25 protein-coding genes and 1 pseudogene are annotated in these 22,651 nt (G+C 74.6%); 15 read left to right on the top strand and 11 right to left on the bottom strand.

What is annotated here, in order from left to right:
* Positions 1-39: 39 nt before the first annotated feature.
* Both AB0B41_RS27375 and AB0B41_RS27370 read right to left on the bottom strand, forming a co-directional pair.
* Positions 40-375, bottom strand: a complete 336-nt coding sequence (locus AB0B41_RS27375) for a hypothetical protein (RefSeq protein ID WP_358208257.1) — start codon at positions 373-375, stop codon at positions 40-42.
* Positions 376-378: 3 nt separating this feature from the next.
* Positions 379-705 carry a hypothetical protein gene (locus tag AB0B41_RS27370; protein WP_358208255.1) on the bottom strand — a complete coding sequence of 109 codons (327 nt, stop codon included), beginning with the start codon at positions 703-705 and terminating at the stop codon, positions 379-381.
* Between the two features lie 153 nt (positions 706-858).
* Here AB0B41_RS27370 and AB0B41_RS27365 point away from each other — a divergent pair, with 153 nt between their 5' ends.
* Together AB0B41_RS27365 and AB0B41_RS27360 are read left to right on the top strand one after the other, a co-directional pair.
* The gene (locus tag AB0B41_RS27365; RefSeq protein ID WP_358208253.1) at positions 859-1,116 is read left to right on the top strand and encodes a Rho termination factor; all 258 of its coding nucleotides are present in this window, start codon (positions 859-861) and stop codon (positions 1,114-1,116) included.
* Between the two features lie 121 nt (positions 1,117-1,237).
* Entirely contained in the window at positions 1,238-1,951 is a 714-nt protein-coding gene (locus tag AB0B41_RS27360; RefSeq protein ID WP_358208251.1) for a DUF4383 domain-containing protein, read from the top strand.
* 97 nt (positions 1,952-2,048) lie between these two features.
* Here the strand turns inward: AB0B41_RS27360 and AB0B41_RS27355 are convergent, their stop codons facing one another.
* On the bottom strand, positions 2,049-4,310 hold the full coding sequence (locus AB0B41_RS27355; RefSeq protein WP_358208249.1) for a molybdopterin-dependent oxidoreductase: 2,262 nt from the start codon (positions 4,308-4,310) through the stop codon (positions 2,049-2,051).
* A gap of 53 nt (positions 4,311-4,363) precedes the next feature.
* Here AB0B41_RS27355 and AB0B41_RS27350 point away from each other — a divergent pair, with 53 nt between their 5' ends.
* From AB0B41_RS27350 to AB0B41_RS27340, 3 genes are read left to right on the top strand one after another with little or no spacing between them, the layout of a single operon-like run.
* Positions 4,364-5,164, top strand: coding sequence for a 5-formyltetrahydrofolate cyclo-ligase (locus AB0B41_RS27350; RefSeq protein WP_358208247.1), 801 nt, complete (start codon positions 4,364-4,366; stop codon positions 5,162-5,164).
* Complete coding sequence (locus AB0B41_RS27345; protein WP_358208245.1) at positions 5,161-5,664, top strand: O-acetyl-ADP-ribose deacetylase; 504 nt, start codon at positions 5,161-5,163, stop codon at positions 5,662-5,664. Before AB0B41_RS27350 ends, AB0B41_RS27345 begins: the two co-directional genes overlap by 4 nt.
* Positions 5,665-5,674: 10 nt before the next feature.
* A complete protein-coding gene (locus tag AB0B41_RS27340; RefSeq protein ID WP_358208243.1) occupies positions 5,675-6,181 on the top strand; it encodes a gamma carbonic anhydrase family protein in 507 nt (168 codons plus the stop codon).
* Positions 6,182-6,188: 7 nt separating this feature from the next.
* On the opposite strand, the gene AB0B41_RS27335 is transcribed toward AB0B41_RS27340, so the two are convergent.
* From AB0B41_RS27335 to AB0B41_RS27320, 4 genes are read right to left on the bottom strand one after another with little or no spacing between them, the layout of a single operon-like run.
* Positions 6,189-7,238: a phosphotransferase family protein gene (locus AB0B41_RS27335; protein ID WP_358208241.1), complete on the bottom strand. Its 1,050-nt coding sequence runs from the start codon at positions 7,236-7,238 to the stop codon at positions 6,189-6,191.
* The gene (locus AB0B41_RS27330) at positions 7,235-7,921 is read right to left on the bottom strand and encodes a helix-turn-helix domain-containing protein (RefSeq protein ID WP_358208239.1); all 687 of its coding nucleotides are present in this window, start codon (positions 7,919-7,921) and stop codon (positions 7,235-7,237) included. Before AB0B41_RS27330 ends, AB0B41_RS27335 begins: the two co-directional genes overlap by 4 nt.
* A complete protein-coding gene (locus AB0B41_RS27325; protein WP_358208237.1) occupies positions 7,918-8,661 on the bottom strand; it encodes an SDR family oxidoreductase in 744 nt (247 codons plus the stop codon). Before AB0B41_RS27325 ends, AB0B41_RS27330 begins: the two co-directional genes overlap by 4 nt.
* Positions 8,662-8,714: 53 nt before the next feature.
* Positions 8,715-8,909 carry a hypothetical protein gene (locus tag AB0B41_RS27320; protein WP_037050254.1) on the bottom strand — a complete coding sequence of 65 codons (195 nt, stop codon included), beginning with the start codon at positions 8,907-8,909 and terminating at the stop codon, positions 8,715-8,717.
* Positions 8,910-8,990: 81 nt separating this feature from the next.
* On the opposite strand from AB0B41_RS27320, the gene AB0B41_RS27315 reads away from it, so the two are divergent.
* The 5 genes from AB0B41_RS27315 (at position 8,991) to AB0B41_RS27295 (ending at position 12,231) form a co-directional block, all read left to right on the top strand.
* Positions 8,991-9,317, top strand: coding sequence for a metalloregulator ArsR/SmtB family transcription factor (locus AB0B41_RS27315; RefSeq protein ID WP_358208234.1), 327 nt, complete (start codon positions 8,991-8,993; stop codon positions 9,315-9,317).
* Positions 9,314-10,039 (top strand): SRPBCC family protein, encoded by a 726-nt coding sequence (locus AB0B41_RS27310; RefSeq protein WP_358208232.1) that lies wholly within the window; start codon positions 9,314-9,316, stop codon positions 10,037-10,039. Before AB0B41_RS27315 ends, AB0B41_RS27310 begins: the two co-directional genes overlap by 4 nt.
* A gap of 119 nt (positions 10,040-10,158) precedes the next feature.
* A complete protein-coding gene (locus AB0B41_RS27305) occupies positions 10,159-10,623 on the top strand; it encodes a MarR family winged helix-turn-helix transcriptional regulator (RefSeq protein WP_358208230.1) in 465 nt (154 codons plus the stop codon).
* Entirely contained in the window at positions 10,620-11,444 is an 825-nt protein-coding gene (locus AB0B41_RS27300; RefSeq protein ID WP_358208228.1) for an ATP-binding cassette domain-containing protein, read from the top strand. Before AB0B41_RS27305 ends, AB0B41_RS27300 begins: the two co-directional genes overlap by 4 nt.
* Positions 11,404-12,231 (top strand): ABC transporter permease, encoded by an 828-nt coding sequence (locus tag AB0B41_RS27295; protein ID WP_358208226.1) that lies wholly within the window; start codon positions 11,404-11,406, stop codon positions 12,229-12,231. The genes AB0B41_RS27300 and AB0B41_RS27295 overlap by 41 nt, the downstream gene beginning before the upstream one ends.
* A gap of 36 nt (positions 12,232-12,267) precedes the next feature.
* Here AB0B41_RS27295 and AB0B41_RS27290 read toward each other — a convergent pair whose 3' ends face one another.
* Positions 12,268-12,846: a TetR family transcriptional regulator gene (locus tag AB0B41_RS27290; RefSeq protein WP_358208224.1), complete on the bottom strand. Its 579-nt coding sequence runs from the start codon at positions 12,844-12,846 to the stop codon at positions 12,268-12,270.
* A 140-nt stretch (positions 12,847-12,986) separates the two neighbouring features.
* On the opposite strand from AB0B41_RS27290, the gene AB0B41_RS27285 reads away from it, so the two are divergent.
* Positions 12,987-14,420, top strand: a complete 1,434-nt coding sequence (locus AB0B41_RS27285) for a cytochrome P450 (protein WP_358208285.1) — start codon at positions 12,987-12,989, stop codon at positions 14,418-14,420.
* A gap of 24 nt (positions 14,421-14,444) precedes the next feature.
* Here the strand turns inward: AB0B41_RS27285 and AB0B41_RS27280 are convergent, their stop codons facing one another.
* A complete protein-coding gene (locus tag AB0B41_RS27280) occupies positions 14,445-15,401 on the bottom strand; it encodes an AsnC family transcriptional regulator (RefSeq protein WP_358208222.1) in 957 nt (318 codons plus the stop codon).
* 78 nt (positions 15,402-15,479) lie between these two features.
* Here AB0B41_RS27280 and AB0B41_RS27275 point away from each other — a divergent pair, with 78 nt between their 5' ends.
* The 3 genes from AB0B41_RS27275 (at position 15,480) to dgt (ending at position 18,559) form a co-directional block, all read left to right on the top strand.
* Positions 15,480-15,770: an MFS transporter gene (locus AB0B41_RS27275; protein WP_358208220.1), complete on the top strand. Its 291-nt coding sequence runs from the start codon at positions 15,480-15,482 to the stop codon at positions 15,768-15,770.
* The gene (locus tag AB0B41_RS27270; RefSeq protein WP_358208218.1) at positions 15,764-16,933 is read left to right on the top strand and encodes an MFS transporter; all 1,170 of its coding nucleotides are present in this window, start codon (positions 15,764-15,766) and stop codon (positions 16,931-16,933) included. The genes AB0B41_RS27275 and AB0B41_RS27270 overlap by 7 nt, the downstream gene beginning before the upstream one ends.
* A 129-nt stretch (positions 16,934-17,062) precedes the next feature.
* A complete protein-coding gene (dgt, locus tag AB0B41_RS27265) occupies positions 17,063-18,559 on the top strand; it encodes a dGTP triphosphohydrolase (RefSeq protein WP_358208216.1) in 1,497 nt (498 codons plus the stop codon).
* A gap of 104 nt (positions 18,560-18,663) precedes the next feature.
* Here the strand turns inward: dgt and AB0B41_RS27260 are convergent, their stop codons facing one another.
* Positions 18,664-19,434 (bottom strand): NAD(P)-dependent oxidoreductase, encoded by a 771-nt coding sequence (locus AB0B41_RS27260; RefSeq protein WP_358208214.1) that lies wholly within the window; start codon positions 19,432-19,434, stop codon positions 18,664-18,666.
* 52 nt (positions 19,435-19,486) lie between these two features.
* Between AB0B41_RS27260 and AB0B41_RS27255 the strand changes: the two genes are divergently transcribed.
* Complete coding sequence (locus tag AB0B41_RS27255) at positions 19,487-20,905, top strand: FGGY family carbohydrate kinase (RefSeq protein WP_358208212.1); 1,419 nt, start codon at positions 19,487-19,489, stop codon at positions 20,903-20,905.
* A 66-nt stretch (positions 20,906-20,971) separates the two neighbouring features.
* Here the strand turns inward: AB0B41_RS27255 and AB0B41_RS27250 are convergent.
* Positions 20,972-22,651: pseudogene (locus AB0B41_RS27250) on the bottom strand (hypothetical protein); the annotation flags it as partial.

Genomic DNA, 22,651 nt, shown 5'->3' with positions numbered 1-22,651 from the left:
CCGGGTGCGGAGGGCCGCCGCGACGGCGGCCCTCCGCACTCAGGAGGAGAGGCGCCTTCCCAGCCGCCGACGCACCTTGCGGACCCGCTTGCGCACCCGTTTGCGGGGTCGGCGCGACGACCGGGCGAGCCGACGGACGGCCGCGCGGATCTCGGGGATCCGCACACTCCCCTCCAGGCGCCGCTGCACGTCGACCTTCCGCGGCAGCACGAGCCGGACACCGGCCTTGCCCAGCTTCACCGCGAGGAAGCCGAGGGCGACACCGACGGGGAGCAGGACCACCGTCAGGCACAACACCAGCCCGACGACCATCAGCAGCGACGCCAGCACCAGCAGCAGCACCCCGGCCACGGCCCGCAGCGCGCGGATCACCATCGCTCACCCCAGATGCAGGCGGCGTCGCAGCCGGGAACCGCCGCCGCGGACCGAGTCCTCGGCCCGGCGGACGAGACCCTCGACGCGGGTGCTGCCGGGCACCATGAGCTTCGCCGCCCGGCTGTAGCAGGACAGCCCCAGGACGACGACCGGGATCCCCAGCGGGAGCAGCAGGACGGTCGCGCACAACAGGACCCCGACGAGCAGCAGCACCGTCCCGAGCAGACCCAGCACGAGCGCCAGCACCGCGCGCACCACGGCGGACAGCAGGCCGGTGACGGCCCCGAGCAGACCGGACACCAGACCGGTGACCCCCCGCAGCAGGCCCATGGCGCACCTCCCCCGAATCGCCACGGGTACCCCGGTCACGCCTGCTCAAACGGTGTTTTCGCGCCACCTCCGCTCACCGACTCCCGACGACCGCCGGGCTTCTCCTCCGACGGATGCGCGTAGCACGGAGCGAGCCGGGGTACCACCGCCGACATGCCGAACTCGAGCATCAAGAACGAGAAGATGTACGAGGAGCTGCGCGACCGCGGCGAGAGCAAGGAGAAGGCCGCCCGGATCGCGAACGCCTCCGCGGCCGAGGGCAAGAAGAAGGTCTCGGCCCGCGGCGGCAAGTCCGGCTCCTACGACGACATGACGAAGGACGAGCTCTACGAGCGCGCCAAGAAGGTCGGCATCGAGGGCCGGTCGGACATGTCGAAGGACGAGCTGGTCAAGGCCCTGCGCGACCACTGACCCACCTCGGGGCCGCTCGGGTGGCGCCCTCCGGCGGATCGCACCATCCTGGACGTGAACAACGTTCGGCGCGTTTCGACCCAGGGCGGGCGCGTTCGTCTCCACCACGAGGAGGAGCACCGTGAGCAGCACCGACACATCCCGCGGGACGCGCGCCGCGGAGGAGCGCGCCGCACGCCGTCTCGACCACCTGCACCGGACGGGATCGGTGGTGATCGGGCTCGGCCTGTGGGTGTTCGCGGTGCTGGGCTTCGTGCAGCGCCTGGACTTCTTCTCCACCCAGGGCCAGCCGGTGCTCGGCCTGTCGTCCAACGGCCTGCTCTCCACGATCTCCGTGGTGTTCGGCGCGATCCTGATCGGCGCCGGCATCCGCGGCGGGCGCCTGTCGTCGACCGTGCAGGTCGTGGTCGGCGCGCTGTTCCTGCTCTCCGGCATCGTGAACGTGCTGGTCCTGAACTCGGACCTCAACCTGCTCGCGTTCCGCATGCCCAACGTGATCTTCAGCCTGGTCGTCGGCGGCATCCTGCTGACGGTCGGGTCCTGGGGCCGGTTCACCGGCCGGCTCCGCGCCGACAGCCCCTACTCGCGCGAGCACTCGGTCGGCACGTTCGAGGACCCGCAGCTGAGCCCCGAGCTCGGCGGCATCGACCTGGACGGGAGTGCGGGCGAGGCCGCCGCGGCCCGCGAGCTGGCCGAGGCGGAGCGGGCGGTCGCCGAGCACCGTGCCCGGCCCGAGGTGGTGGCCGAGGTGCGCGCGCTGGCCGGCGTGCGCCGGCCCGAGGACCGCATCCACGCGTGGCAGCAGCGACACGCGGGCGGCCCCACTCCCTCCTGAGGATTCCCGGCGCCGTCGCGGCCCAGCGGTACCCCGACGACGCCGGACGCCCGCCCGCCGCCGGACGAGAGCCCCGGCGGCGGGCGGGGAAAGACCGTCAGGCGCGCGGCACGATCGACGGCCGGCGGTGCGCCCGCACCTGCGGCGGCTCCCCTGCGTACCGCTCCACCTGCACCGTGGTGAGCTGCCCGGTGCAGGCCTGCGCCAGCCGTGAGGTCCCGACGTCCCGGGTCAGCACGTTCGGGTTGCCGTGCACGCAGGTCGGGTCGTCGGCCGACGCGGGCGTGTACCAGGCCCCGGTCGGCAGCTGCACCACGCCGGCCCGCACCTCGTCCGTGACGCGCGCGGCCGCCAGGCAGGCGCCGCGGGCGTTGACCAGCCGGACGACGTCGCCGTCGGAGATCCCGCGCGGCGCGGCGTCGGCGGGGTGGATCCGCACGACCTCCCGCCCGCCGACCTTCCCCGCCACGCTGGTGGCGCCGAAGTCGAGCTGGCTGTGCAGCCGGGTGGACGGCTGGTTGGCCACGAGCCAGAGCGGCTGCTCCGGGGTCGGCGGCTCGGTCGGCGGGAGCCAGGCCGGGTGGCCCGGGCAGTCGTCGTAGCCGAACGACGCGATCCGCTCCGACGCGAGCTGGATCCGCCCGGACTCGGTCGGCAGCCGGCCGGTACCGGCGCGGAAGGCGGTGAGCAGGCCGCCGTCGTCCGCCCCGGGCGGGAGCTCGTGCTCCCCCGCCGCCCAGAACTCGTCGAAGGTGGGGGCAGGGAACCCCTTGTCCGCCAACGCCTTCTCGGTCCGCCCCCACAGGTGGGCCAGCCACTCGCGGGTGGTCCGGCCCTCCGTGAAGCGCTCGCCGAACCCGAGCCGATCGGCCAGCGCGGCGAGGATCGCGTGGTCGTCGCGGGCCTCGCCGTAGGGCTCGGCGACCTGCTTCATGGCGACGACCAGCGGGTCCGTGCCGTGCGCCCCGATGTCCTCGCGTTCGAGCGTGGTCGTGGCCGGCAGGACGACGTCGGCGTGCCGGGCCGTGGCCGTCCACACGGACTCGTGGACGACGAAGGTGTCCACCCGGCCCAACGCCCGGCGCAGCCGCGCGAGGTCCTGGTGGTGGTGGAACGGGTTGCCGCCGCACCAGTACACCAGCCGGACGTCGGGGTAGGTCCGGTCCTCGCCGTTGTACGAGTACTGCTCGCCGGGGTGCAGCAGCATGTCCGCCACGCGCGCGACGGGGATGTAGCTGCGCACCGGGTTCGGCCGCCGCGAGAGCGTCGGGACCGGGACCGCGTTGCGCGGCCGGCCGTAGTGCCCCAGCGACCCGAGCCCGTAGACGAACCCGCCGCCCGGCAGTCCGATCTGGCCGAGCATCGCGGCGAGCGCGAGCCCCGCCCACACCGGCTGCTCGCCGTGCTCGGCGCGCTGCAGGGACTGCGAGACGGTGATCAGCGTGCGCCCGGCGGCGAGCCGGCGGGCCAGGGCCCGGATCTCCCCGGCGTCGACTCCGCAGATCCCGGCCGCCCACTCGGCGTCACGCCCGCGCAGGGAGCGCTCGTACTCGGGCCATCCCGCGCAGCGCGTGGTGAGGAACTCCCGGTCGTGCAGGTCCTCGGCGAGCAGGGTGTGCGCGAGGCCGGTCATCAGCGCGGCGTCGGTGCCGGGCTCCGGGGCGAGCCAGCGGGCGTCGACCTCCTCCGGAAGGTCCTGCCGCAGCGGGCTGACCAGTACGAACCGGGCACCCCGGCGGTGCGCCGCGCGCATCGCGTCGCGCTCGACGTGCCGGCTCACCCCGCCCGCCGCCACGGTCGAGTTCTTCAGCGCCATCCCGCCGAAGGCCAGCACGGTGTCGGTGTGTGCGGCGATCTGGTCCCAGGTCACCACCGAGCGGGTCACCGCGTCGAAGGGGCCCAGCACGTGCGGGAGCAGGACCTCCGCCGCCCCGCCGGAGTAGGTGTTGACGGACTGCGTGTAGCCGCCGGCCAGGCCCAGGAACCGGTGGATCTGGCCCTGGGCGTGGTGGAAGCGGCCGGCGCTGGCCCAGCCGTAGGAGCCGCCGTAGACCGCGGTCGGGCCGTGCCCGGCGTACACGCGACGGAACTCGCCGGCGAGCCGGTCGAGCACCTCGTCCCAGCCGACCTCCAGGAACTCCTCGCGCCCGCGCCCGTCGGTGGGCCCCGGCCCCTGCTCCCACCAGCCGCGCCGGACCGAGGGGCGGGCCACCCGGACGGGGTTGCGTACCGCGGCCGGGATGTTCTGCAGCACCGGCGACGGGTTCGGGTCGGCCTCGTGCGGGCGGACCTGCAGCTCACCCTCCCGCCACTCGGCCCGGAACACTCCCCAGTGCGCGCTGTGCGGGACCGCCGTCATTTCCTCATCATGCGGCACGCGCCGCGGCCGACCGCCGCCGATAGGGTCGGCCCATGGCACGGACGCCCCGGCGGCACGATCACGACGCGGGCGGCGACCGCGCCCTCCTCGACGCCAAGGCGGCGCTGCGCGAGGAGGTCTGGACCGCGCTGACCGAGGCGAAGGTCGCGCGCTTCCCCGGCGCCCGCAACCGGATCTCCAACTTCACCGGGGCGGAGAAGGCCGCCGAGCTCCTGCGCTCGCTGCCCGAGTGGGAGAAGGCGCGGGCGGTCAAGTCGAACCCGGACTCCGCGCAGCTCCCGGTCCGGCAGCGCGCCCTCGAGGACGGCAAGACGCTCTACATGGCGGTGCCGAAGCTCGCCGAGGAGGACCCGTTCTTCCTGCTCGACCCCGAGCACCTGGCCGACCCGCCCCGGCGCGCGGTGTCGATCAAGAACGCGACCCGCTCGGCCCGCCGGGTGGCCGTCGACGACCTGGACCCCGTCGACCTCGTCGTGACGGGCTGCGTCGCCGTCGGCGAGGACGGCGCCCGGCTGGGCAAGGGCGGCGGCTTCGCCGACCTGGAGTTCGCGCTGGCCGGCGCGGCGGGGCTGATCTCCGACCGGACGGTCGTGGTGACCACGGTGCACGAGCTGCAGGTCCGCCCGGCCGGGGTGATCCCGACGACGGCGCACGACATCCCGGTCGACCTCGTCGTCACCCCGGATCGCGTGATCGACTGCCGGCCGGCGCGGGGCGCGCGGCCGACCGGGGAAGTGCGGTGGGAGTCGCTCACCGACGAGAAGATCGCGGCGATCCCGCTGCTGGCGAAGCTACGGAACCAGGGGCTACGGAACCAGGGAGGTGCCTCGTGACCCGGATCGAGCTGGTCCAGGGGGACATCACGACCCAGGAGGTCGACGCCGTCGTCAACGCGGCGAACTCGGGGCTGCTCGGCGGTGGGGGCGTCGACGGCGCGATCCACCGCGCCGGCGGCCCCGCGATCCTCGCCGAGTGCCGGGAGCTGCGGGCCACGCGCTACCCGGACGGGCTGCCCACCGGCCAGGCGGTGGCCACCACGGCCGGGAACATGCCCGCGCGCTGGGTGATCCACACCGTCGGGCCCGTGTACGCGAAGCGGGAGGACCGCTCGCACCTGCTCGCCTCGGCGTACCGGGAGTCGCTGCGGGTGGCCGACGAGCTCGGCGCCCGGTCCGTCGCCTTCCCGGCGGTGTCGGCGGGGATCTACGGCTGGCCGCTCGCCGACGCCGCGCGGATCGCCGTGACCACCGTGCGCGAGGCCGACACGCAGGTCGAGCTGGCGCGGTTCGTGCTGTTCAGCGCGGAGATCCTGCGCGCGTTCGAGAAGGTGTGAGAGGAGTTCCATGATCACGATCGAGGGGGCGACACCGTCGGTGGACCCGCAGGCGTGGGTGGCGCCCGGCGCGGTGCTGGCCGGGCGCGTGCGGCTCGGGGCCGAGGCGAGCGTCTGGTACACGTGCGTGCTGCGCGGCGACATGGACTCGATCACGGTCGGCGCCCGCTCCAACATCCAGGACGGCACCGTCGTGCACGCCGACCCCGGGTTCCCGGTCAGCGTCGGCTCCGGGGTCAGCGTGGGCCATCGGGCCGTGCTGCACGGTTGCACGATCGCGGACGACGTGCTGATCGGCATGGGCGCCGTGGTGCTCAACGGCGCGCGGATCGGCTCCGGCACGATCGTCGCCGCGGGCGCGGTGATCACCCAGGGCGCGGAGATCCCGCCGAACTCGCTGGTCGCGGGCGTGCCGGGCAAGGTGCGCAAGGAGACGGGCGAGGACGAGCGCAAGGGCATCGCCCTCAACGCCGCCGCCTACGTGCACCTCGCGGGCGTCCATCGCGCGGCGACCTGACGCGGGTTCAGTCGAGGACCGACCACTCCCCCCGCACGACCCGCCCCGCGAGGGTGAGCAGGCCGACGGCGTGGTCGTGCAGGCGCTGCCCGGTCTCCTGCGGCGCCTTGCCCGCGCTCGCCCGCGCCCACGTCCCCTCGAGGACGATCCCGAGCTTGAACCCGGCGAGCGCGGTGTACCAGTCGACGTGCACCGGCTCCCGGCCCCCGGCGTCGGCGTAGGCCGCGACCAGCTCCTTGCGTGTGGGCAGCCCGCCGAGTCGGGCGAGCGGCCCGCCGATGTCCGTCGCCGTCGGCTCCTGCGGCCAGGTCACCATCAGCCAGCCCAGGTCCAGCAGCGGGTCGCCGACCGTGCACATCTCCCAGTCGACGATCGCCGCCACCTCGGGCTCGGTGCGCGCGAGCATCACGTTGTTGAGGTGGAAGTCGCCGTGCATCACGCCGGGCGGGGCGTCCGGCGGGCGCTGCTCCTCCAGCCACCGCGCGACCAGCTCGACGTCGGGCAGCCCGCCCGGCTCCCAGTCCGGGAACTCGCGGTAGCCCTCGAGGTGGCGCAGCCACTGCGGCACCTGCTTCGCCAGGAAGCTGCCGGGCTTGCGCAGCACGTCGAGCCCCTGCGCGGCGGGGTCGAGCGCCCCGAGCCGGGACAACGCCCTGGCCATGGCCAGGCCCTGCCCGTGCCGCAGCTCCGGGTCCGCCCGCTGCTCGGGCGTGACCTCCTCGCCAGGGTTGACGCCGTCGATCAGCTCCATCAGGTAGAAGACGACGCCGAGCACCGAGGTGTCCTCGCAGCCGGCGATCAGCCGGGGATGCGGGACGTCGGTTCCGGCGAGGCCGCGCAGCACGGTGATCTCCCGCGCGATGGTGCGGTCGCTCGTCGGGCGCGGGTGTTCGGGCGGGCGGCGCAGCACGACGGGGCGGCCGTCGAGCTCGATCCGCAGCACGACGTTCTGGGTCCCGCCGGCCAGCGGCGTGACCTCCCCGATCGTCCCCTCGACGCCCTGGGTGCGCAGCCAGCCGGCCAACGCGTCGAGGTCGACGGTGTCGACGGCGCTCATCGGCCGCTCCGCTCGGCCCGCAGCCGCCGGGTCTCCTCGGAGGTCCGGGCGCTGAGCAGCCCGGCGGCGGAGTCGACGAGCTGGCTCACGAACAGCCGGTGGTCCCGGCGGCCGGGGGCCCGGGCCCGCTGGGCCAGCTCGACGTCGACGAACCGGATCACGTGGAAGCGCCGGTGCAGCACCACGGCGTCGGGATCGAGCAGGGGCTCCAGCAGCGCCCGCCAGCGCAGGATGCTGCCGCCCTCGACGTCGTAGCCCAGCGGTTCGGTCTGCGGCTCGGGCCGGGTGAGCAGGTCCGCGACGGTGCGCAGGTAGCCGGCGCCGCTCGCGCCCTGGTCGAGCTTCACGGCGCTCGGCCGGACCAGGGCGCCCGCGAGCGCGGCGATCCGGGCCTCGGCGTCGCCGGCGGTGCCCGCGGCGAGGGCGGCCTCGTACTCGTCGAGCAGGGCGTGGCGGGCCGACTCGATCTCGGGGCGGTGCCGGTCGATCAGCGCCTTGAGCAGGCCGTCCCGGTCGGTGAACCAGTACTGCGCGGCGATGACGTTGCGCGCCCCGGCCGCCCGGCCGATCTCGCGCAGCGACACCGACTCGCTGCCCCGCTCGGCGAAGAGCGCCTCGGCGGCGTCGAGCAGCCGGGAGCGCGTGTCGCCCCTGCCGTCCGTCCTGGTGTCGGTGTCGGTCATGCCGGGGCCCAGGCCATGCCGCCGTCGACCTTGAGGATCGCCCCGGTGGTGAAGCTGGAGTCGGGGCTGGTGAGGTACCGCACGGCACCGACGATCTCGTCCGCCTCGCCGATCCGGCCGAGTGCGGCCGTCTCCCCCTTGGCGAACATCTCCTCGTCCCACGCCTTGCTGATGTCCGTGCGGAACATGCCGGGCATCACGCCGTTGACCCGCACCGTCGGGCCGAAGGCGCGGGCCAGGCCGAGCGTCATCGCGTTGAGCGCGGCCTTCGCGGTGGCGTAGGGCAGCTCGCCGGGCTGCGGCTGGACGGCGGCGATGCTGCTGACGTTGACGATCTGCCCGCCCTCGCCCTTCTGCATCGCCTCGCCCGCGCGCACGGCGAGCCGGAACGGACCCTTGAGGTTCACGCCGATCACCTTGTCGAACAGGTCCTCGCCCACCTCGCCCAAGGAGGGGTAGAGCGGCGACATGCCGGCGTTGTTCACCAGGACGTCGATCCGGCCGAACTCGTCGAGCACGCGGTCCATCAGGGCGTCGCAGTCCGCCCAGCGGCCGACGTGACAGGCGATCCCGAGGGCCTGCACCCCGAACTCCTCGCGGAGCTCGGCGGCGAGGGCCTCGCAGGCCTCCGCCTTCCGGCTGGCCACGACCACCCGGTGGCCGCGGCGCGCGAGATCCCGGCAGATCTCGCGCCCCATGCCCCGGCTGCCCCCGGTCACGACAGCAACCTTGCTGTCCATCGGCGTCCTCCGTTCATGCGCCTGCATCACCGAACGGGAAGCCTAGCCGGTGATCAGCGCGTGGAACCCCGTTCGCGCCATTCCTCGTCCTCGCGGTCGGCCTGCTCGGTCCGCTCGCGCGCGATCTCGAGCGCCCGGGCGGCCGTCTCCTTGTCCGGGTACGGGCCGAGGCGGTCGGCGGCCCGGCAGCCCTCCGGGCCTTCCACGGTGTGGTGCTTGAGGCAGAAGAACCACTGCTGCTCGCTCATGGGTGTGAGCCTGGCAGGTCACGGACGTTGACGCTCGTACATGCCTTGCCAGTTATATAACCGTGGCGGTACGTTGCTCCCGTGCTGCCGTTCGCCGTCCTCGCCGAGCCCACCCGGCGCCGGATCCTCGACCTGCTGCGGGAGCGCCCGCGCCTGGTCGGCGAGATCGGTGCCGAGCTGGGTCTGAGCCAGCCGGGCACGTCCAAGCACCTGCGGGTGCTGCGGGAGGCCGGGCTGGTCGAGGTGCAGCCCGACGCGCAACGGCGCCGGTACGCCCTGCGGGCCGCGCCGCTCGCCGAGCTCGACGCGTGGCTCGCCCCCTACCGCCGCTTCTGGAACCGCCGGTTCGACGCCCTCGAACGGGAGCTCGACCGCATGCCCGACTCCGCACCCGAGGAGAGCCCGTGACCCCCGACAGCCTCACTCTGCGCGACGGCCGCACCGTCCTCCGCCTGGAGCGACCGCTCCCCCACCCGCCGGAGAAGGTGTGGCGGGCGCTGACCACGCCGGAGCACCTTGCGCAGTGGTTCCCGTCGACCGTGCGGCTCGACCTGCGGCAGGGCGGCGAGATCGTGTTCGACGACGGCGACACCCGCGGCGTCGTCACCGACCTGGACCCGCCGCGGCTGTTCGCCTTCAGCTGGGGCGACACCGACCACCTGCGCTGGGAGGTCCGCCCGGCCGACGGCGGGTCGCTGCTGGTCCTGCACCACGCCTTCACCGACCACTACGGCGCCGCCAGCTTCGCGACGGGCTGGTCGGCCTGCGTCGAGGGGCTGTCGCAGGTGCTGGCCGGGGAGGATCCGGCGCCGACGGTCGACATGACGGCGCGGCACGAGGACTACGTCCGGGAGTTCACCCTCGACGAGCCGGTGATCGACGGCGACGCGGTCCGGGTCGAGCGGCAGCTCACCGCCCCGGCCGACGCCGCACGTCCACTGCTGCAGCCGGCCCTCCTCGCCGGCGGGACCGTGCACTGGGAGCTGGTCGAGGGCACGGGCCACGGCGCCCGGCTCGTCGCGGTCGCCACCGGCCCGTTCGACGTCCCGGTCGCGGACGCCGCCGCAGCACTGCGCGCGAGGGTGCAGGAGATCGCCACGACACTGTCCGCCACCCCTCTCCGACGCTGAGCGAACGGCACTCTCGCTCACTCGATGTGCGTGAACGGGCCGCTCGCTCATGCCTCCGAGTGCGTCATTCGTGATAGTGAGCGTTGCTAACAGCTCTGAGTGCGAGCTATCGTGGAGCCGTGATCGCACCCACCACCACCTCCGACGACGTCCTCCGCGTCGTCGTGGGGATGCGGCGTGTGCTCCGACGGCGGCTGCGCGCCCGGTTCGGACAGCCGCCGTTGCGCGGAGCCCAGGCGGAGCTCCTGCAGCAGGTCGACGCCGAGCCCGGGATCGGCGTGGCCGCCGCCGCGCGCGCCCTCTACCTCGCCGGCAACTCGGTGAGCACGCTCGTGAACCAGCTCGTCGACGACAAGCTGCTCCGCCGCGAGCCCGACCCCGCCGACCGCCGCGCCGTCCGGCTCTTCCTCACGCCCGCGGCCGTCGAGCGCCTGGCCCTGCGCCGCGCCGCGCGCCGCGAGCTCCTCGACGACGCGCTCGCGCGGCTCGACGCCGGCGATCGGGCCGCGATCACCGCCGCGCTCCCGGCCCTGGAGCACCTCCTCGCCACCCTCGAGGACCGATCCGATCCGGAGGCCCCGTGACCAGCCCGGCGACGAGCTCCGATCCCCCCGCCGTCCGCTGCACCGGGCTGCGCCAGGCCTTCGGCGACACCGTCGCGGTCGACGGCCTCGACCTCGAGGTCCACCGCGGCGAGGTCTTCGGCCTGCTCGGCCCCAACGGCGCCGGCAAGACCACCACGATCCGGTCGATCACCACCCTCCTGCCCGCCCCGCCCGGCGCGGTCACCGTGCTGGGCCGCGACGTCGCGCGGCAGAAGACCCAGGTCCGACGGCTGATCGGGTACGTCCCGCAGCAGCTGTCCGCGGACGGCACGCTCACCGGGCGGGAGAACGTCATACTGTTCGCCCGGCTGTTCGACGTCCCGCGCCGCGCGCGGAAGGCCCAGGTCGAGGGCGTGCTCGAGGCGATGGACCTGGTCGAGGCCGCGGACCGGCCCGTCAAGACCTACTCCGGCGGCATGGTGCGCCGGCTCGAGCTGGCACAGGCGCTGGTCAGCGCCCCGCAGCTGCTGGTGCTCGACGAGCCGACGGTCGGCCTGGACCCCGTCGCGCGCGACGGCGTGTGGGAGCGGATCGCCCGCACCCGCGCCGAGACCGGGATGACGGTGCTGGTCACCACGCACGCCATGCAGGAGGCCGACGAGCACTGCGAGCGGATCGCGCTGATGCACCGCGGCCGCGTCCGCGCGCTCGGCACGCCCGGGGAGCTGAAGAGCGCGATCGGGCCGGACGCGACGCTCGACGACGTCTTCCGCCACCACACCGGCGACACCCTGACGGACGACAAGGGAGGGATCCGCGATGTCCGCGCCGCTCGCCGCACCGCCGGCCGCCTGGGCTGAGGCCGAGCCGGGTCCGGTCGCGCTCGTCCGGACCGCGGTCTCGCGCGTCGCCACGATGTGCCTGGTGGAGCTGCAGAAGCTCCGCCACGACCGGACCGAGCTGGTCACCCGCGCCGTGCAGCCGGCGCTGTGGCTGCTCGTCTTCGGCCAGGTCTTCACCAACATCCACGCGATCCCGACCGGGAACACGCCCTACCTGGACTTCCTCGCCCCGGGGATCCTCGCCCAGTCCGCGCTGTTCATCGCGATCTTCTACGGCATCCAGATCATCTGGGAACGCGACGCCGGCGTGCTGGCCAAGCTGCTGGTCACGCCGACGCCGCGGGTCGCCCTCGTCGCGGCCAAGGCATTCGCGGCCGGGGTACGCGCGGTGGCGCAGGCCGTGGTCGTGCTGCTGCTGGCGCTGGTCCTCGGCGTGTCCCTGACCGCGAACCCGCTGAAGCTGCTGGGCGTGGTCGTGGCGCTGATGCTCGGCTCGGCGTTCTTCTGCTGCCTGTCGATCACGATCGCCGGGCTGGTGCTGTCCCGGGACCGGCTGATGGGCATCGGGCAGGCGATCACGATGCCCCTGTTCTTCGCGTCGAACGCGCTCTACCCCGTGGAGCTGATGCCGACGTGGCTGCAGTGGGTCAACCACGTCAACCCGCTGTCCTACGAGGTGGAGGCACTGCGCGGGCTGCTGATCGGGACGCCGGCGCGGCTGAGCCTCTGCTTCGGCGTGCTCGTCCTCGCCGCCACCGTGATGATCACGGTCGCCAGCGCCCTGCTCCCCCGCCTCACGCGCTGACGCGCCCGTGCGCGGTAAGTGGTGCTCCAGCACCACTTACCGCGCACAGCAGATCCGCACCACTACCGTGGCGACCTGCTCGGCGACCACGTCGGCCGGGGCCAGCCGGAGCACGATGTGGCTCACCGTGAGGCGTGCGGCGGTCTCGGCGGCCAGCCCGACGGCGTCGGGATCGAGCTCGGGCCAGCGGCGCCGCAGGTAGCCGGCAGCCCGCTCGCGCGCGGCCACCACGATCGGCTCGCTGTCCGTGCCGAACAGCTCCGGCGTGCCCTCCTCGCCGGTCAGCAACGTCTTGAGCAGCGGGTTGTCCTCGGCCCGCGCCAGGGCCCCGCGCACCGCCGCTACCCAGGCCGCGTGCAGGTCGGCCTCGCCGGCCAGGGCCTGCTCGATCTCGTCGAGGAAGCGCTCGGTCGAGCGCAGGACCAGCGCCGACGCGACGCCGCGGCGGTCGCCGAACTCGTTGTAGAGGGTCTGCCGGCTCACGCCGACGCGCGTGGCCAGGTCGCGCATCGAGAAGGCCCGGAACCCCCGGTCGACGACGAGCTCCTCGGCCACGTCGAGCGCGTCGCCGCGCAGTCCGGCGCGCGCCCGCTGGGCCATCGACCTCGGTTCCATCGCGTCAGCCTGGACGTCGACGACGGATTCGTCAATCGTGTGGACACAATCGGTCACAGTGTCTAACGTCGGCACGGTAGCCGAGGTCGAGGGAGACTCACGTGACGGTGATCGAGCAGGTGCAGCAGGTCGGTGCGGGACTGGGGTCGCTCCCCCGGCGCGCTCGCGAGCGGTTCTCCTCCGTGCTGACCCTGCCCCTGCCCGAGCAGGTCGACCGCGCCCTGCTCGAGCGCTCCGGCGGCGGCGTCGGCACCCCGTTCGCCCCCGCGCCCGAGGGGCTGCGCCCGGTGCCCGGCGACGAGGGCCTACCCCTGCTCGGGCACGCGCTCGGCTACGTCCGCTTCGGCACCGACCTCAACCGCCGCCGCAGCGGCCACTACGGCCCGGTCTGGTGGATGCGCACCCCGAACGGCCGCGCGATCGTCGTAGGCGGGGCGGCGGCGACCCGCGAGGTGCTGACCAACCGGGACAAGGCCTTCTCGCAGGAGGGCTGGCGGGTCCTGGTCGACCGGTTCTTCCACCGCGGGCTCATGCTCATGGACTTCGACGAGCACCGCGCCCACCGGCGGATCATGCAGGAGGCGTTCACCGCCGACCGCATCAAGGCCTACGTCGACGAGGCCGTGCCCGTGATCCGGGACGTCGTGCCGAACTGGGAGAACTCGCTGCGGCTCTACCCCACGCTCAAGAGCATGACCCTCGACATCGCCACCCGGGTGTTCATGGACGCGCGCAGCGGTCCGGAGGCCGACGAGATCAACCGCGCCTTCGTCGCGTGCGTGCGGGCGGCCAACTCCTTCGTCCGGTACCCGATCCCGGGGACGCGCTGGCAGAAGGGCCTACACGGCCGGGCCGTGCTCGAGAAGTGGTTCCGCGACGCCCTGCCGACCAAGCGCGCCGGGACCGGCGACGACCTGTTCACCGCTCTCTGCCACGCCGTGACACCGGAGGGCGAGCGGTTCTCCGACGACGACGTCGTCAACCACATGATCTTCCTGATGATGGCCGCGCACGACACGTCGACCATCGCCACGGCGTCGGCCGCCTACCACCTGGCCCGCAACCCGGAGTGGCAGGAGAAGGCCCGCGACGAGTCGCTCGCGCTGGGCGACACGCCGCCGGACGTGGCCGCGCTCAAGTCGCTGACCACGCTGGACCTCGTGATCAAGGAGGCGCTCCGGATGGACGCCCCGGTCCCGGTCGTGATGCGTACGGCGGTCAAGGACACCGCGGTCGCCGGCTACCACGTCCCGAAGGGGACCCGGGTCGTCGTCGCGCAGGGGGTCAACCACTACGACCCCGAGTGCTGGACCGACCCGGAGACCTTCGACCCGGACCGGTTCTCCGAGGCGCGCCGCGAGGACCGGTCGGACCGCGACGCGTGGATCCCGTTCGGCGGCGGTGTGCACAAGTGCATCGGCCTGCACTTCGGCACGTACGAGGTCACCGCGATCCTGCACGAGATGCTGCGGACCTACCGCTGGGAGATCGAGCCCGGCTACACGCTGCGCTGGGACAACACCTCGCTGCCCGTCCCCGTCGGCGGCATCCCGATGCGGCTGCACCGGCTGTGACGCGGCGCCGCCGCTCGTGCGCGCTCACGGGTAGGCGCCGGCCCGCTTGACCGTCCGCATGATCGGACCGGTCTCCACGTCGCCGATGTTCGGCAGCGCCCCGACCCGCTCGGTCAGGTAGCGGAAGAGGTCGGCCTCGTCCCGGCAGACCACGGACACCGTGAGGTTGGCCCGGCCGGTGGTCGCCGCGCAGAACGCGACCTCCGGGTGCGCCGCGATCGCCCGGCCCGCCTCCGGCAGGTGCGCGGGCGGCACGGTGAGCCACATCCGGGTGTGGGCGTGGAAGCCGAGCAGCCGGTCGTCGACGTCGAAGTCGAAGAACAGCAGGCCGGCGGCCCGCAGCGCCTCGATCCGGCGCGCGACCGTCGACTCCGACCAGCCGGTGGCCGCGGCCAGCTCGGCGTAGGGCGCGCGCCCGTCTCGGTTGAGCACCCGCAGCAGGGGCCGGTCCGCGTCCGCGATCCCGGCGGCGGGGTTCGTGCGGAACACCGGGCGCAGCGCGGCGATCTCGTCCGGGGTCAGCACGTCGACGGCGTGGAAGACGTCCGGCCCGCCCCCGAAGACGTGCAGGATGCTGTGCGCGGTCACCGACTGGATCTGGGCGGTGCGCTGCAGTCGCTGCAGGATCAGCTCGTCGCGCTCCTCGGCCGACCACGCCTGCACGCTGGCGCTGATCTCGGTGCCCCCGGAGAGCAGCTGCACCCAGCGGGTGTCCTCGCGGCGGGCGAGCGCGTGCGCCACGTCCTCGGCGCTCCCCGGCCGGCACCGCATCCGGATGATCCACTGCGCGCCCCCGAGCCCCGCCCCGCCGACGGCGCCGACGAGCCGCACCCGGTCCGCCTCCCGCATCCGGGCCCAGCGCCGGGCGACCGTCCGGTCCGACACCCCGAGGACCTCGCCGACGCGGGCGAACGCGGCCCGGCCGTCGATGTTCAACGCGTGCATGATCCGGCGGTCCAGGTCGTCGATTTCGGGCGTCACCCGGGCCTCCCGTGTCGGAACTCCGCATCATCGCAGATCTGAGTGCGATTCCGAGCGTGCGGGCCGGATCCTCGTCGCATGCGCTCTCGGTGGTGGCCGCTCGTGGCCATCTGTCTCGGTTCCTTCATGCTGCTGCTCGACGTCACGATCGTGACGGTCGCGCTGCCCGACATGGCAGCGGACCTGCAGGCGTCGTTCACCAGCCTGCAGTGGGTCCTCGACGTCTACGCCCTCGTGCTCGCCGCGCTGCTGCTCGGCGCGGGGTCGGTGGCCGACATCGTCGGCCGGCGGCGCGCCTACGTCGCCGGCCTGGCCCTGTTCGCCCTCGGCTCGCTGGCCTGCGGGCTCGCGCCCACGCGCCCGTGCTGATCACGGCCCGGGGCCTGCAGGGCATCGGCGGCGCGCTCATGTTCGCGACGACCACGGCCATGCTCAACGCGACCTACTCCGGCCGCGACCGTGGCGTCGCGTTCGGGGTGTGGGGCGCGACGAACGGGGCCGGCTCCGCGCTGGGCCCGCTGGTCGGCGGGCTGCTCACCGAGCACGCCGGCTGGCGCTGGATCTTCCTGGTCAACCTGCCGGTGACGGTCCTGACGATCGCGCTGACGCTCGCCGTGTGCGCCGAGACCCGGCGCCCCGGCGTCCGGCTCGACGTGCCCAGCCTCCTCGCCTTCACCGTCGTCGCCGGCGCGCTCACCTACGGCCTGATCCGGGCGGGCGACGACGGCTGGACCGCGCCCGGGACCGTCGCCCTCCTCGTGCTGGTCGCGGTCGCCCTGGCGGTGTTCCTCGTCATCGAGCGCAAGGTCGAGCACCCGCTGCTGGACCTGCGGCTCTTCCGGTCCGCCTCCTTCTCGGCGACGATCACCGCCGGGCTGGTGCTCATGGCCGCGGCCTTCGCGATCCTCGCCTACACCTCGGTCTGGCTGCAGGGCGTGCTCGGGCTGTCCCCGATCGCCGCGGGCGTGGCGCTGCTGCCGATGGCGGTCTGTTCCTTCCTGGTCTCGGCGGTCGCGGGCCGGGCGCTGCAGGGCGCCTCCCCGCGCTGGACGGTCGGGATCGGCCTGGTGCTGATCGGCCTGGGATCCGGCCTGCAGTCGGTGGTGGGCGCGGACTCCGGGGCGCTCGGGCTGTTGCCCGGGCTCGCCGTCGTCGGGATCGGGGTGGGGCTCGCGATCCCCACGCTCACCGCGGCCGCGATGTCGGCCGCACCGCCGCAGCTCGGCGGGATGGTCGCCGGGACGCTGAACACCGCGCGGCAGCTGGGGTACGCCCTCGGCGTCGCCGTGCTCGGGCTGGTCTTCCGGGACACCGTCGAGGGGCACGTCTCCGACCCGGGGCTGGTCGAGGCCGTCGCCGCGGGGCAGGCGCTGCGGGTCGACGAGGTCCGCGAGGCAGTCGCCGCGGGGCTGCACGCCGGGTACCTCGTCGCCGGGGCGGCCGGGGTGGTCGGCGGGCTGCTGGTGCTCTGGCTCGTCCGCCCCGCGGCCCGCGCCCACGCGCCCGAGGCGGCGGTCCCGGCGAGGGCGTGACCGCAGTATGGATCCATGACGCACCGAGTCTCCGGTCCCCGAGGCGTGATGGATCCATACTGCGCCAGGCAGCGCTCCCCCGAGGCGTTGTGGATCCGTGGTGCGAACGGGATCAGTAGCCTCCTGCGCATGAGTGAGGGCCGGGAGGAGCGCGCGGCCGGCGCGGCGGAGACGGGTGCGGGGCTGGCGGGCTCGCCGTTCCGCGTGGATCGGGACCGGATCGCCGCGTCGCCCTTCTTCGCCCGCCTCGCCGGCGTCACGCAGGTGGTGAGCCCCAACGGGGCCGGGCTGCTGCTGCACAACCGGCTCACGCACTCGTTGCAGGTCGCGCAGGTCGCCCGGGCGATCGCCGAGCGGCTGGGCGAGGAGTCCGGACCGGTGGTCGACAAGCTCGGCGGCTGCGACCCGGACGTCGTCGAGGCCGCCGCGCTGGCCCACGATCTCGGCCACCCGCCCTTCGGGCACCTCGGCGAGCAGGTGCTCGACCGGCTCGCCCGCGAGCGGCTCGGCCTCACCGACGGCTTCGAGGGCAACGCGCAGAGCTTCCGGATCGTCACCACGATCGACCTGCACGGCCCCGGGCGCACCGGTCTCGGCCTGACGGCGGCGGTGCGCGCCGCCGTCCTCAAGTACCCGTGGGCGCGCCGCGGCCACCCGGACCCGCACCCGAGCGAGGCCGAGCTGCCGCCCCGCGGCGGCGGCCCGCTGCCGGGTGTGCCCGACTCCGGCTCGGCCAAGTTCTCCGCCTACGTGACCGAGCTCGGCGAGCTGCGGGCGGCGCGGGCACCGTTCCCGGTGACGCCGTGGCAGCAGACGGTCGAGGCCGCGGTGATGGACATGGCTGACGACATCGCCTACGCCATCCACGACGTCGAGGACTTCCACCGGGTCGGCGTGCTCCAGCAGGCCGGGGTGGCCTCCGAGCTGCGCGGCTGGGAGCGGTCGGCCGAGCCCGGCCCGACCGCCGGGCCCGGTGCCGCGCTGGAGCGCCTGCGCCGCCGGCTCGCCGAGCGCGACGACTGGGTCTACTCCGACGACGCCTTCGCCGCCGCCGTGTCGCGGGTGCGGGCGGAGCTGGTCGACGGCCTGCTCGCCGTGCCCTTCGACGGGTCCATGGCCGCCGAGCGGGCCGTCGCCGAGTTCTCCGCGCGCTGGACCTCGCGGCTGGTCGGTGGCATCCGGGTGCTCGAGGAGCCGCCGGTCCGCGCGGCGCACGTGGCGCTCGGCGAGGCGCAGTGGCACGAGGTGGCGGTGCTGAAGTTCGTGCACCAGCAGTTCGTCCTGCGCCGCGCCGACCTGGCCTCGCACCAGCGCGGCCAGGCCACCGTCGTCACCGGGCTGGTCGGGGCGCTGCACGACTGGCTGGCCGACGGCCGGGCGGGCGGGGCTGTCAGCGCTGCGCCCGGCCTCCCGCCGCGCCTGCACGACCTCGTCGAGCTGGCCCGCGGCGAGTACGCCGCGCTCGCGGAGGAGGGCGTGGTGAAGGCGGCGCAGGTCGGCGACCTCGCCCGCGGCCGGGCGGTGATCGACTACGTCGCCTCGCTGACGGACGCGCAGGCGGGCGCGCTGCTCGACGTCCTCACCGGCCGCTCCGCCCGGCTCTGGACCGACGCCATGGCCCTCTGACCCCGCCGGGGTCCGCGAGTCGGCACTTCTGAACCCGCGAGTCGGCAGTTCAGGACCCGCGAGTCGGCAGGTTCGGGCGTCCGAGTCGCACATCCCGGTCGACGTCAGAGGGTGAACGCCCCGCCGACGTACCTGCGCCCCGCCTCGTCCTTCGCCGGATCACCGGGCCCGGTCCGGTCGGCGAACACCTCGGCGTCGTCCTGCGGCACGTACCCGATCGCGGCGCCGCCGTCGAGCGACCAGACCCGGCGGGTGTTGGCCGAGACGCCCCAGACGACCCGGAAGCCCGGCGACGGCGTCGCGAGGGCCGCCTCGACAAGGCGGGCGCAGTCGTCCGGCGAGAGCCAGGTGGAGAGTCCGCGCAGGTCGTGGGGCTCGTCGGCGCAGGTGCCGATCCGCAGGCAGACGACGTCGAGCCCGTGCCGGTCGTGGTACAGGCTGCCGAGCGCCTCGCCGAGCACCTTGCTCACGCCGTAGAAGGTGTCGGGGCGGGGGCTGAGATGATCGGGCATCTCGAGGTCCGGGTCGTGCGGCTGGTGCGCGAACCCGACGGCGTGGTTGCTCGACGCGTAGACCACCCGCCGGACCCCGGCCCGTCGCGCCGCCTCGAAGACGGCGTACGTGCCCTCGATGTTCGCGTCCCGGATCGACGCCCAGTCCGCCTCGCCGGAGATCCCGCCGAGGTGCACGACGGCGTCGACGCCCTCGCAGGCGGCCACCATCGCGGCCAGGTCGGCGACGTCGGCGGTGATCGCACCGGGCTCGTCGACCGGCACGCGGTCGAGCAGCCGTAACTCGCGGCCGGGGCGCGGCATCCGCGCCCGGAGCATCCGCCCGATCCGTCCGGCGGCTCCCGTGATCAGTACTCGCTGCACGCCGTGATCCTGCCCTCGCGCGGGAGGGGTCGCGCAGGGCAGGGTGGGCGGCATGGGTGAGCTCGTCGCCGGCGTCGACTCGTCGACGCAGTCCTGCAAGGTCGTCGTCCGCGACGCGGAGTCCGGGGAGCTGGTCCGCTCCGGCCGGGCTGCGCACCCCGACGGGACCGAGATCGAGCCGAAGCACTGGTGGGCGGCCCTTCAGCAGGCCCTCGACGAGGCCGGCGGGCTCGCGGACGTCGCGGCCGTGAGCGTCGCCGGGCAGCAGCACGGGATGGTGTGCCTCGACGAGACCGGCGAGGTCGTCCGGCCCGCCCTGCTGTGGAACGACACCCGCTCGGCTCCCGCCGCCGCCGCGCTCGTCGAGGAGCTGGGCGCGCAGGCGTGGGCCGACGCGACCGGCACCGTCCCCGTCGCCTCGATCACCGTGACCAAGCTGCGCTGGCTCGCCGAGCACGAGCCCGCGAACGCCGCCCGCACCGCCGCCGTCTGTCTCCCGCACGACTGGCTGACCTGGCAGCTCGCCGGAGGCGGAGCCGACCATCGGCGCGGCGCTCCGGGTCTCGACGCGCTGGTCACCGACCGGTCCGACGCCTCCGGCACCGGCTACTTCGACGCCTCCTCCGGCGAGTACCGCCGCGACCTGCTGCGGCTCGGCCTCGGCCGCGACGACGTCGTCCTCCCCCGGGTGCTCGGCCCCACCGAGTCGGTCGAGGGCCCGGGGTTCCGGCTCGGCCCCGGCGCCGGGGACAACGCGGGGGCCGCGCTCGGGCTCGGGGCCGGCGACGACGTCGTGGTCTCGCTGGGCACCTCCGGCGTGGTCTCGGCCCGCGGCGACCGGCAGGGCACGGACCCGACCGGCACGATCGCCGGGTTCGCCGACGCCACCGGCGCCTTCCTGCCGCTGGTGGTCACGCTCAACGCCGCCCGGGTGATCGACGCGGCGGCCCGCCTCCTCGGCGTCGACCACGCCGAGCTCTCCCGGCTCGCCCTCTCCGCCCCGCCGGGCGCCGAGGGCCTCACGCTCGTGCCGTATCTGGAGGGTGAGCGCACGCCCAACCTGCCGGACTCCACCGGCGCGATCCACGGCATGACGCTGGCCAACGCCACGCCCGCCAACCTGGCCCGCGCCGCGATCGAGGGGATGCTGTCCGGGCAGAAGGCGGGGGTCGACGCGCTGGCCGCGGTCGGCGTGCACGCGCACGAGATCATGCTGATCGGCGGCGCGGCCCGCTCCGAGGCGGTGCGACGCATCGCCCCGACGGTCTTCGGCGTGCCGGTCGTGGTGCCGGAACCCGGCGAGTACGTGGCCGACGGCGCCGCCCGCCAGGCCGCCTGGGTGCTCTCCGGCGGCGCCGAGCCCCCGTCCTGGGCGGGCGGGACCTCGGAGCGCTACGAGGGCGACCTCACCGACGGGCTGGCGGAGCGCTACCGCGAGGCGGCGGAGAAGTACCTCCCCCGTCGACCATGATCCACATCCCGGCAGCGGAACCGCCGATTTCCGAGGCTTCTCCTGCCCGGACGTGGATCACGAGCGCTACAGCAGGGTGAGCACCGGGTCGTCGCGGTGGATGCGCGTGACGTCGACCGCGCCCGCCGGGTCCTCCCCCGCCTGCGTGCGGTCGGCCACCCGGACGTACTCGCGGCCGCGGTTGGCCGTGTTGCGCAACCGGATGATGTTCGGGAAGCGGCCGACCGCCTTCATGTCCCCCACCCCTGTCAGGAAGATGAGCTGCACGCCGTTGGCGGCGGCGACCTTGCGCTGCAGGTCCAGGAAGACCACGTAGTTGGCCTTGCCCAACGGGTTGTCGAGCGGCAGCGCGCCCAGCCCCGGCAGGTCCCGCCCGCGGCTGGTGGCGCGCAGCTTCGCGACCATGCAGAACAGCAGCAGCGAGATGGTGACCTTCTCGCCGCCGGACCACTTCCGCATCCGCTCCACCGGCACCCGCTCCAGGGCGAGCGCGGTCGAGGGCTTGAGCACCCGCGCCTTCCAGTTCCCGTCGCCGACCACCGCGTTCGTGGCCTGCCACAGCAGCTCCTGGCCGCGCGGCACCTCCGCGCCCCGCGAGGTCAGCAGGTCGACGAGCCGGGCGCACCGGTCCCGGACCACGACGTCGGCGGTCTCGACGGCCGACCGCGGCCCGACGTCGAGGAACCGGTGCCCGGCCCACGCCCCGAGGTTCTCCGGCAGCTCCGACAGCGACTGCGCGCGGGCGAGCGACTTGAGCGCCTGGCGCACCATGCCGGTCATCGCCGTGACGACGACCGACTTGTGCTCCTCGAGCTCCTCCAGCCGGCTGCGCAGGTTGGCGGCGTAGGTCTCCAGCTCGCCGGCGAGGCCGTCGGCCTCCGGGCCGAGCTCGCCGGCCACGTCCGAGACGCGGAACCGGTCCCGCACCGCCGGCTTGACCGCGGAGAACCGATCCGCCGCGGACCACAGGACGATCTCGCGGGCGACCTTCTCGACGGCGCCGCGGCCGCGGCGGACCGCGGCCCCCGCGGCGTCGAGACGGTCGCGGACGGCGGTCACCTCGGCGGTGGCCTCGTCGACCGAGATCGCGCCCTCCGGGAGCACGTCGCCAGGAGCGGCGGTGTCGGTGCCGTCCTCGGCGGGCGGCTCGACGCCCAGCAGCTGCCCCTGATGGCCCAGCTCCGACGCCCGCTCCCGCGCCTCGGCCCGCAGCCCGCCGGCCTTCTCGTGCTCGGTCCTGGCACGCTCGGTGGCGGCCCGGTGCGCGGCGTGCTCCTCCGCGGCCTCGGCCGCCAGGGCGAGCGCGCCGGCGGCGTCGGCGGGGGGATCGGGCAGGTCGACGACGGCGGGGTGCCGGGCCAGCTCGGCCTCGGCCAGGCCGACGGCGGACCGGGCGGAACCCACGGTCTCGTCCGCGGCCTGCGCGGCCTCCTCGGCCCGTGCGACGGCGGCGGCGCGCGCCTCCGCGTCGACGGCCTCCGGCCCGTCGGCCAGCGCGGTCGCGGCCGCGTGCACGGCGGCGGGCAGGGCGGCCACCTGCTGGGCCGGGACGTCGACGGCCCGCCGTGCCTCGACGACCGCCGCGACCAGCGCGGAGTCGGAGACCTCCCGCGCGTAGGCGCGCTCGGCGCTCTCCCAGGCCCGCTGCGCCTCGGCCACCGGGGGCGCGTCGGCGGTCTCCAGGTCGCCGGCCGGCACGTCGAGACCGTCTCGGGCCTCGCGCAAGGCGGCGGTGCTGCGCCGGAG

It is taken from the genome of Pseudonocardia sp. NPDC049154 (assembly GCF_040648315.1).
Lineage (GTDB): Bacteria > Actinomycetota > Actinomycetes > Mycobacteriales > Pseudonocardiaceae > Pseudonocardia.
Note: the sequence above shows the minus strand (reverse complement) of the source record. Positions and strands in the feature narration are given on the sequence as shown.

Bases quoted from the DNA above. Each gene is read 5' to 3' on its own strand.
- AB0B41_RS27375 (WP_358208257.1), bottom strand. From the start codon at position 375: ATGGTGATCCGCGCGCTGCGGGCCGTGGCCGGGGTGCTGCTGCTGGTG.
- AB0B41_RS27370 (WP_358208255.1), bottom strand. From the start codon at position 705: ATGGGCCTGCTGCGGGGGGTCACCGGTCTGGTGTCCGGTCTGCTCGGG.
- AB0B41_RS27365 (WP_358208253.1), top strand. From the start codon at position 859: ATGCCGAACTCGAGCATCAAGAACGAGAAGATGTACGAGGAGCTGCGC.
- AB0B41_RS27355 (WP_358208249.1), bottom strand. From the start codon at position 4,310: ATGACGGCGGTCCCGCACAGCGCGCACTGGGGAGTGTTCCGGGCCGAG.
- AB0B41_RS27350 (WP_358208247.1), top strand. From the start codon at position 4,364: ATGGCACGGACGCCCCGGCGGCACGATCACGACGCGGGCGGCGACCGC.
- AB0B41_RS27340 (WP_358208243.1), top strand. From the start codon at position 5,675: ATGATCACGATCGAGGGGGCGACACCGTCGGTGGACCCGCAGGCGTGG.
- AB0B41_RS27335 (WP_358208241.1), bottom strand. From the start codon at position 7,238: ATGAGCGCCGTCGACACCGTCGACCTCGACGCGTTGGCCGGCTGGCTG.
- AB0B41_RS27330 (WP_358208239.1), bottom strand. From the start codon at position 7,921: ATGACCGACACCGACACCAGGACGGACGGCAGGGGCGACACGCGCTCC.
- AB0B41_RS27325 (WP_358208237.1), bottom strand. From the start codon at position 8,661: ATGGACAGCAAGGTTGCTGTCGTGACCGGGGGCAGCCGGGGCATGGGG.
- AB0B41_RS27320 (WP_037050254.1), bottom strand. From the start codon at position 8,909: ATGAGCGAGCAGCAGTGGTTCTTCTGCCTCAAGCACCACACCGTGGAA.
- AB0B41_RS27295 (WP_358208226.1), top strand. From the start codon at position 11,404: ATGTCCGCGCCGCTCGCCGCACCGCCGGCCGCCTGGGCTGAGGCCGAG.
- AB0B41_RS27290 (WP_358208224.1), bottom strand. From the start codon at position 12,846: ATGGAACCGAGGTCGATGGCCCAGCGGGCGCGCGCCGGACTGCGCGGC.
- AB0B41_RS27275 (WP_358208220.1), top strand. From the start codon at position 15,480: ATGCGCTCTCGGTGGTGGCCGCTCGTGGCCATCTGTCTCGGTTCCTTC.
- dgt (WP_358208216.1), top strand. From the start codon at position 17,063: ATGAGTGAGGGCCGGGAGGAGCGCGCGGCCGGCGCGGCGGAGACGGGT.
- AB0B41_RS27255 (WP_358208212.1), top strand. From the start codon at position 19,487: ATGGGTGAGCTCGTCGCCGGCGTCGACTCGTCGACGCAGTCCTGCAAG.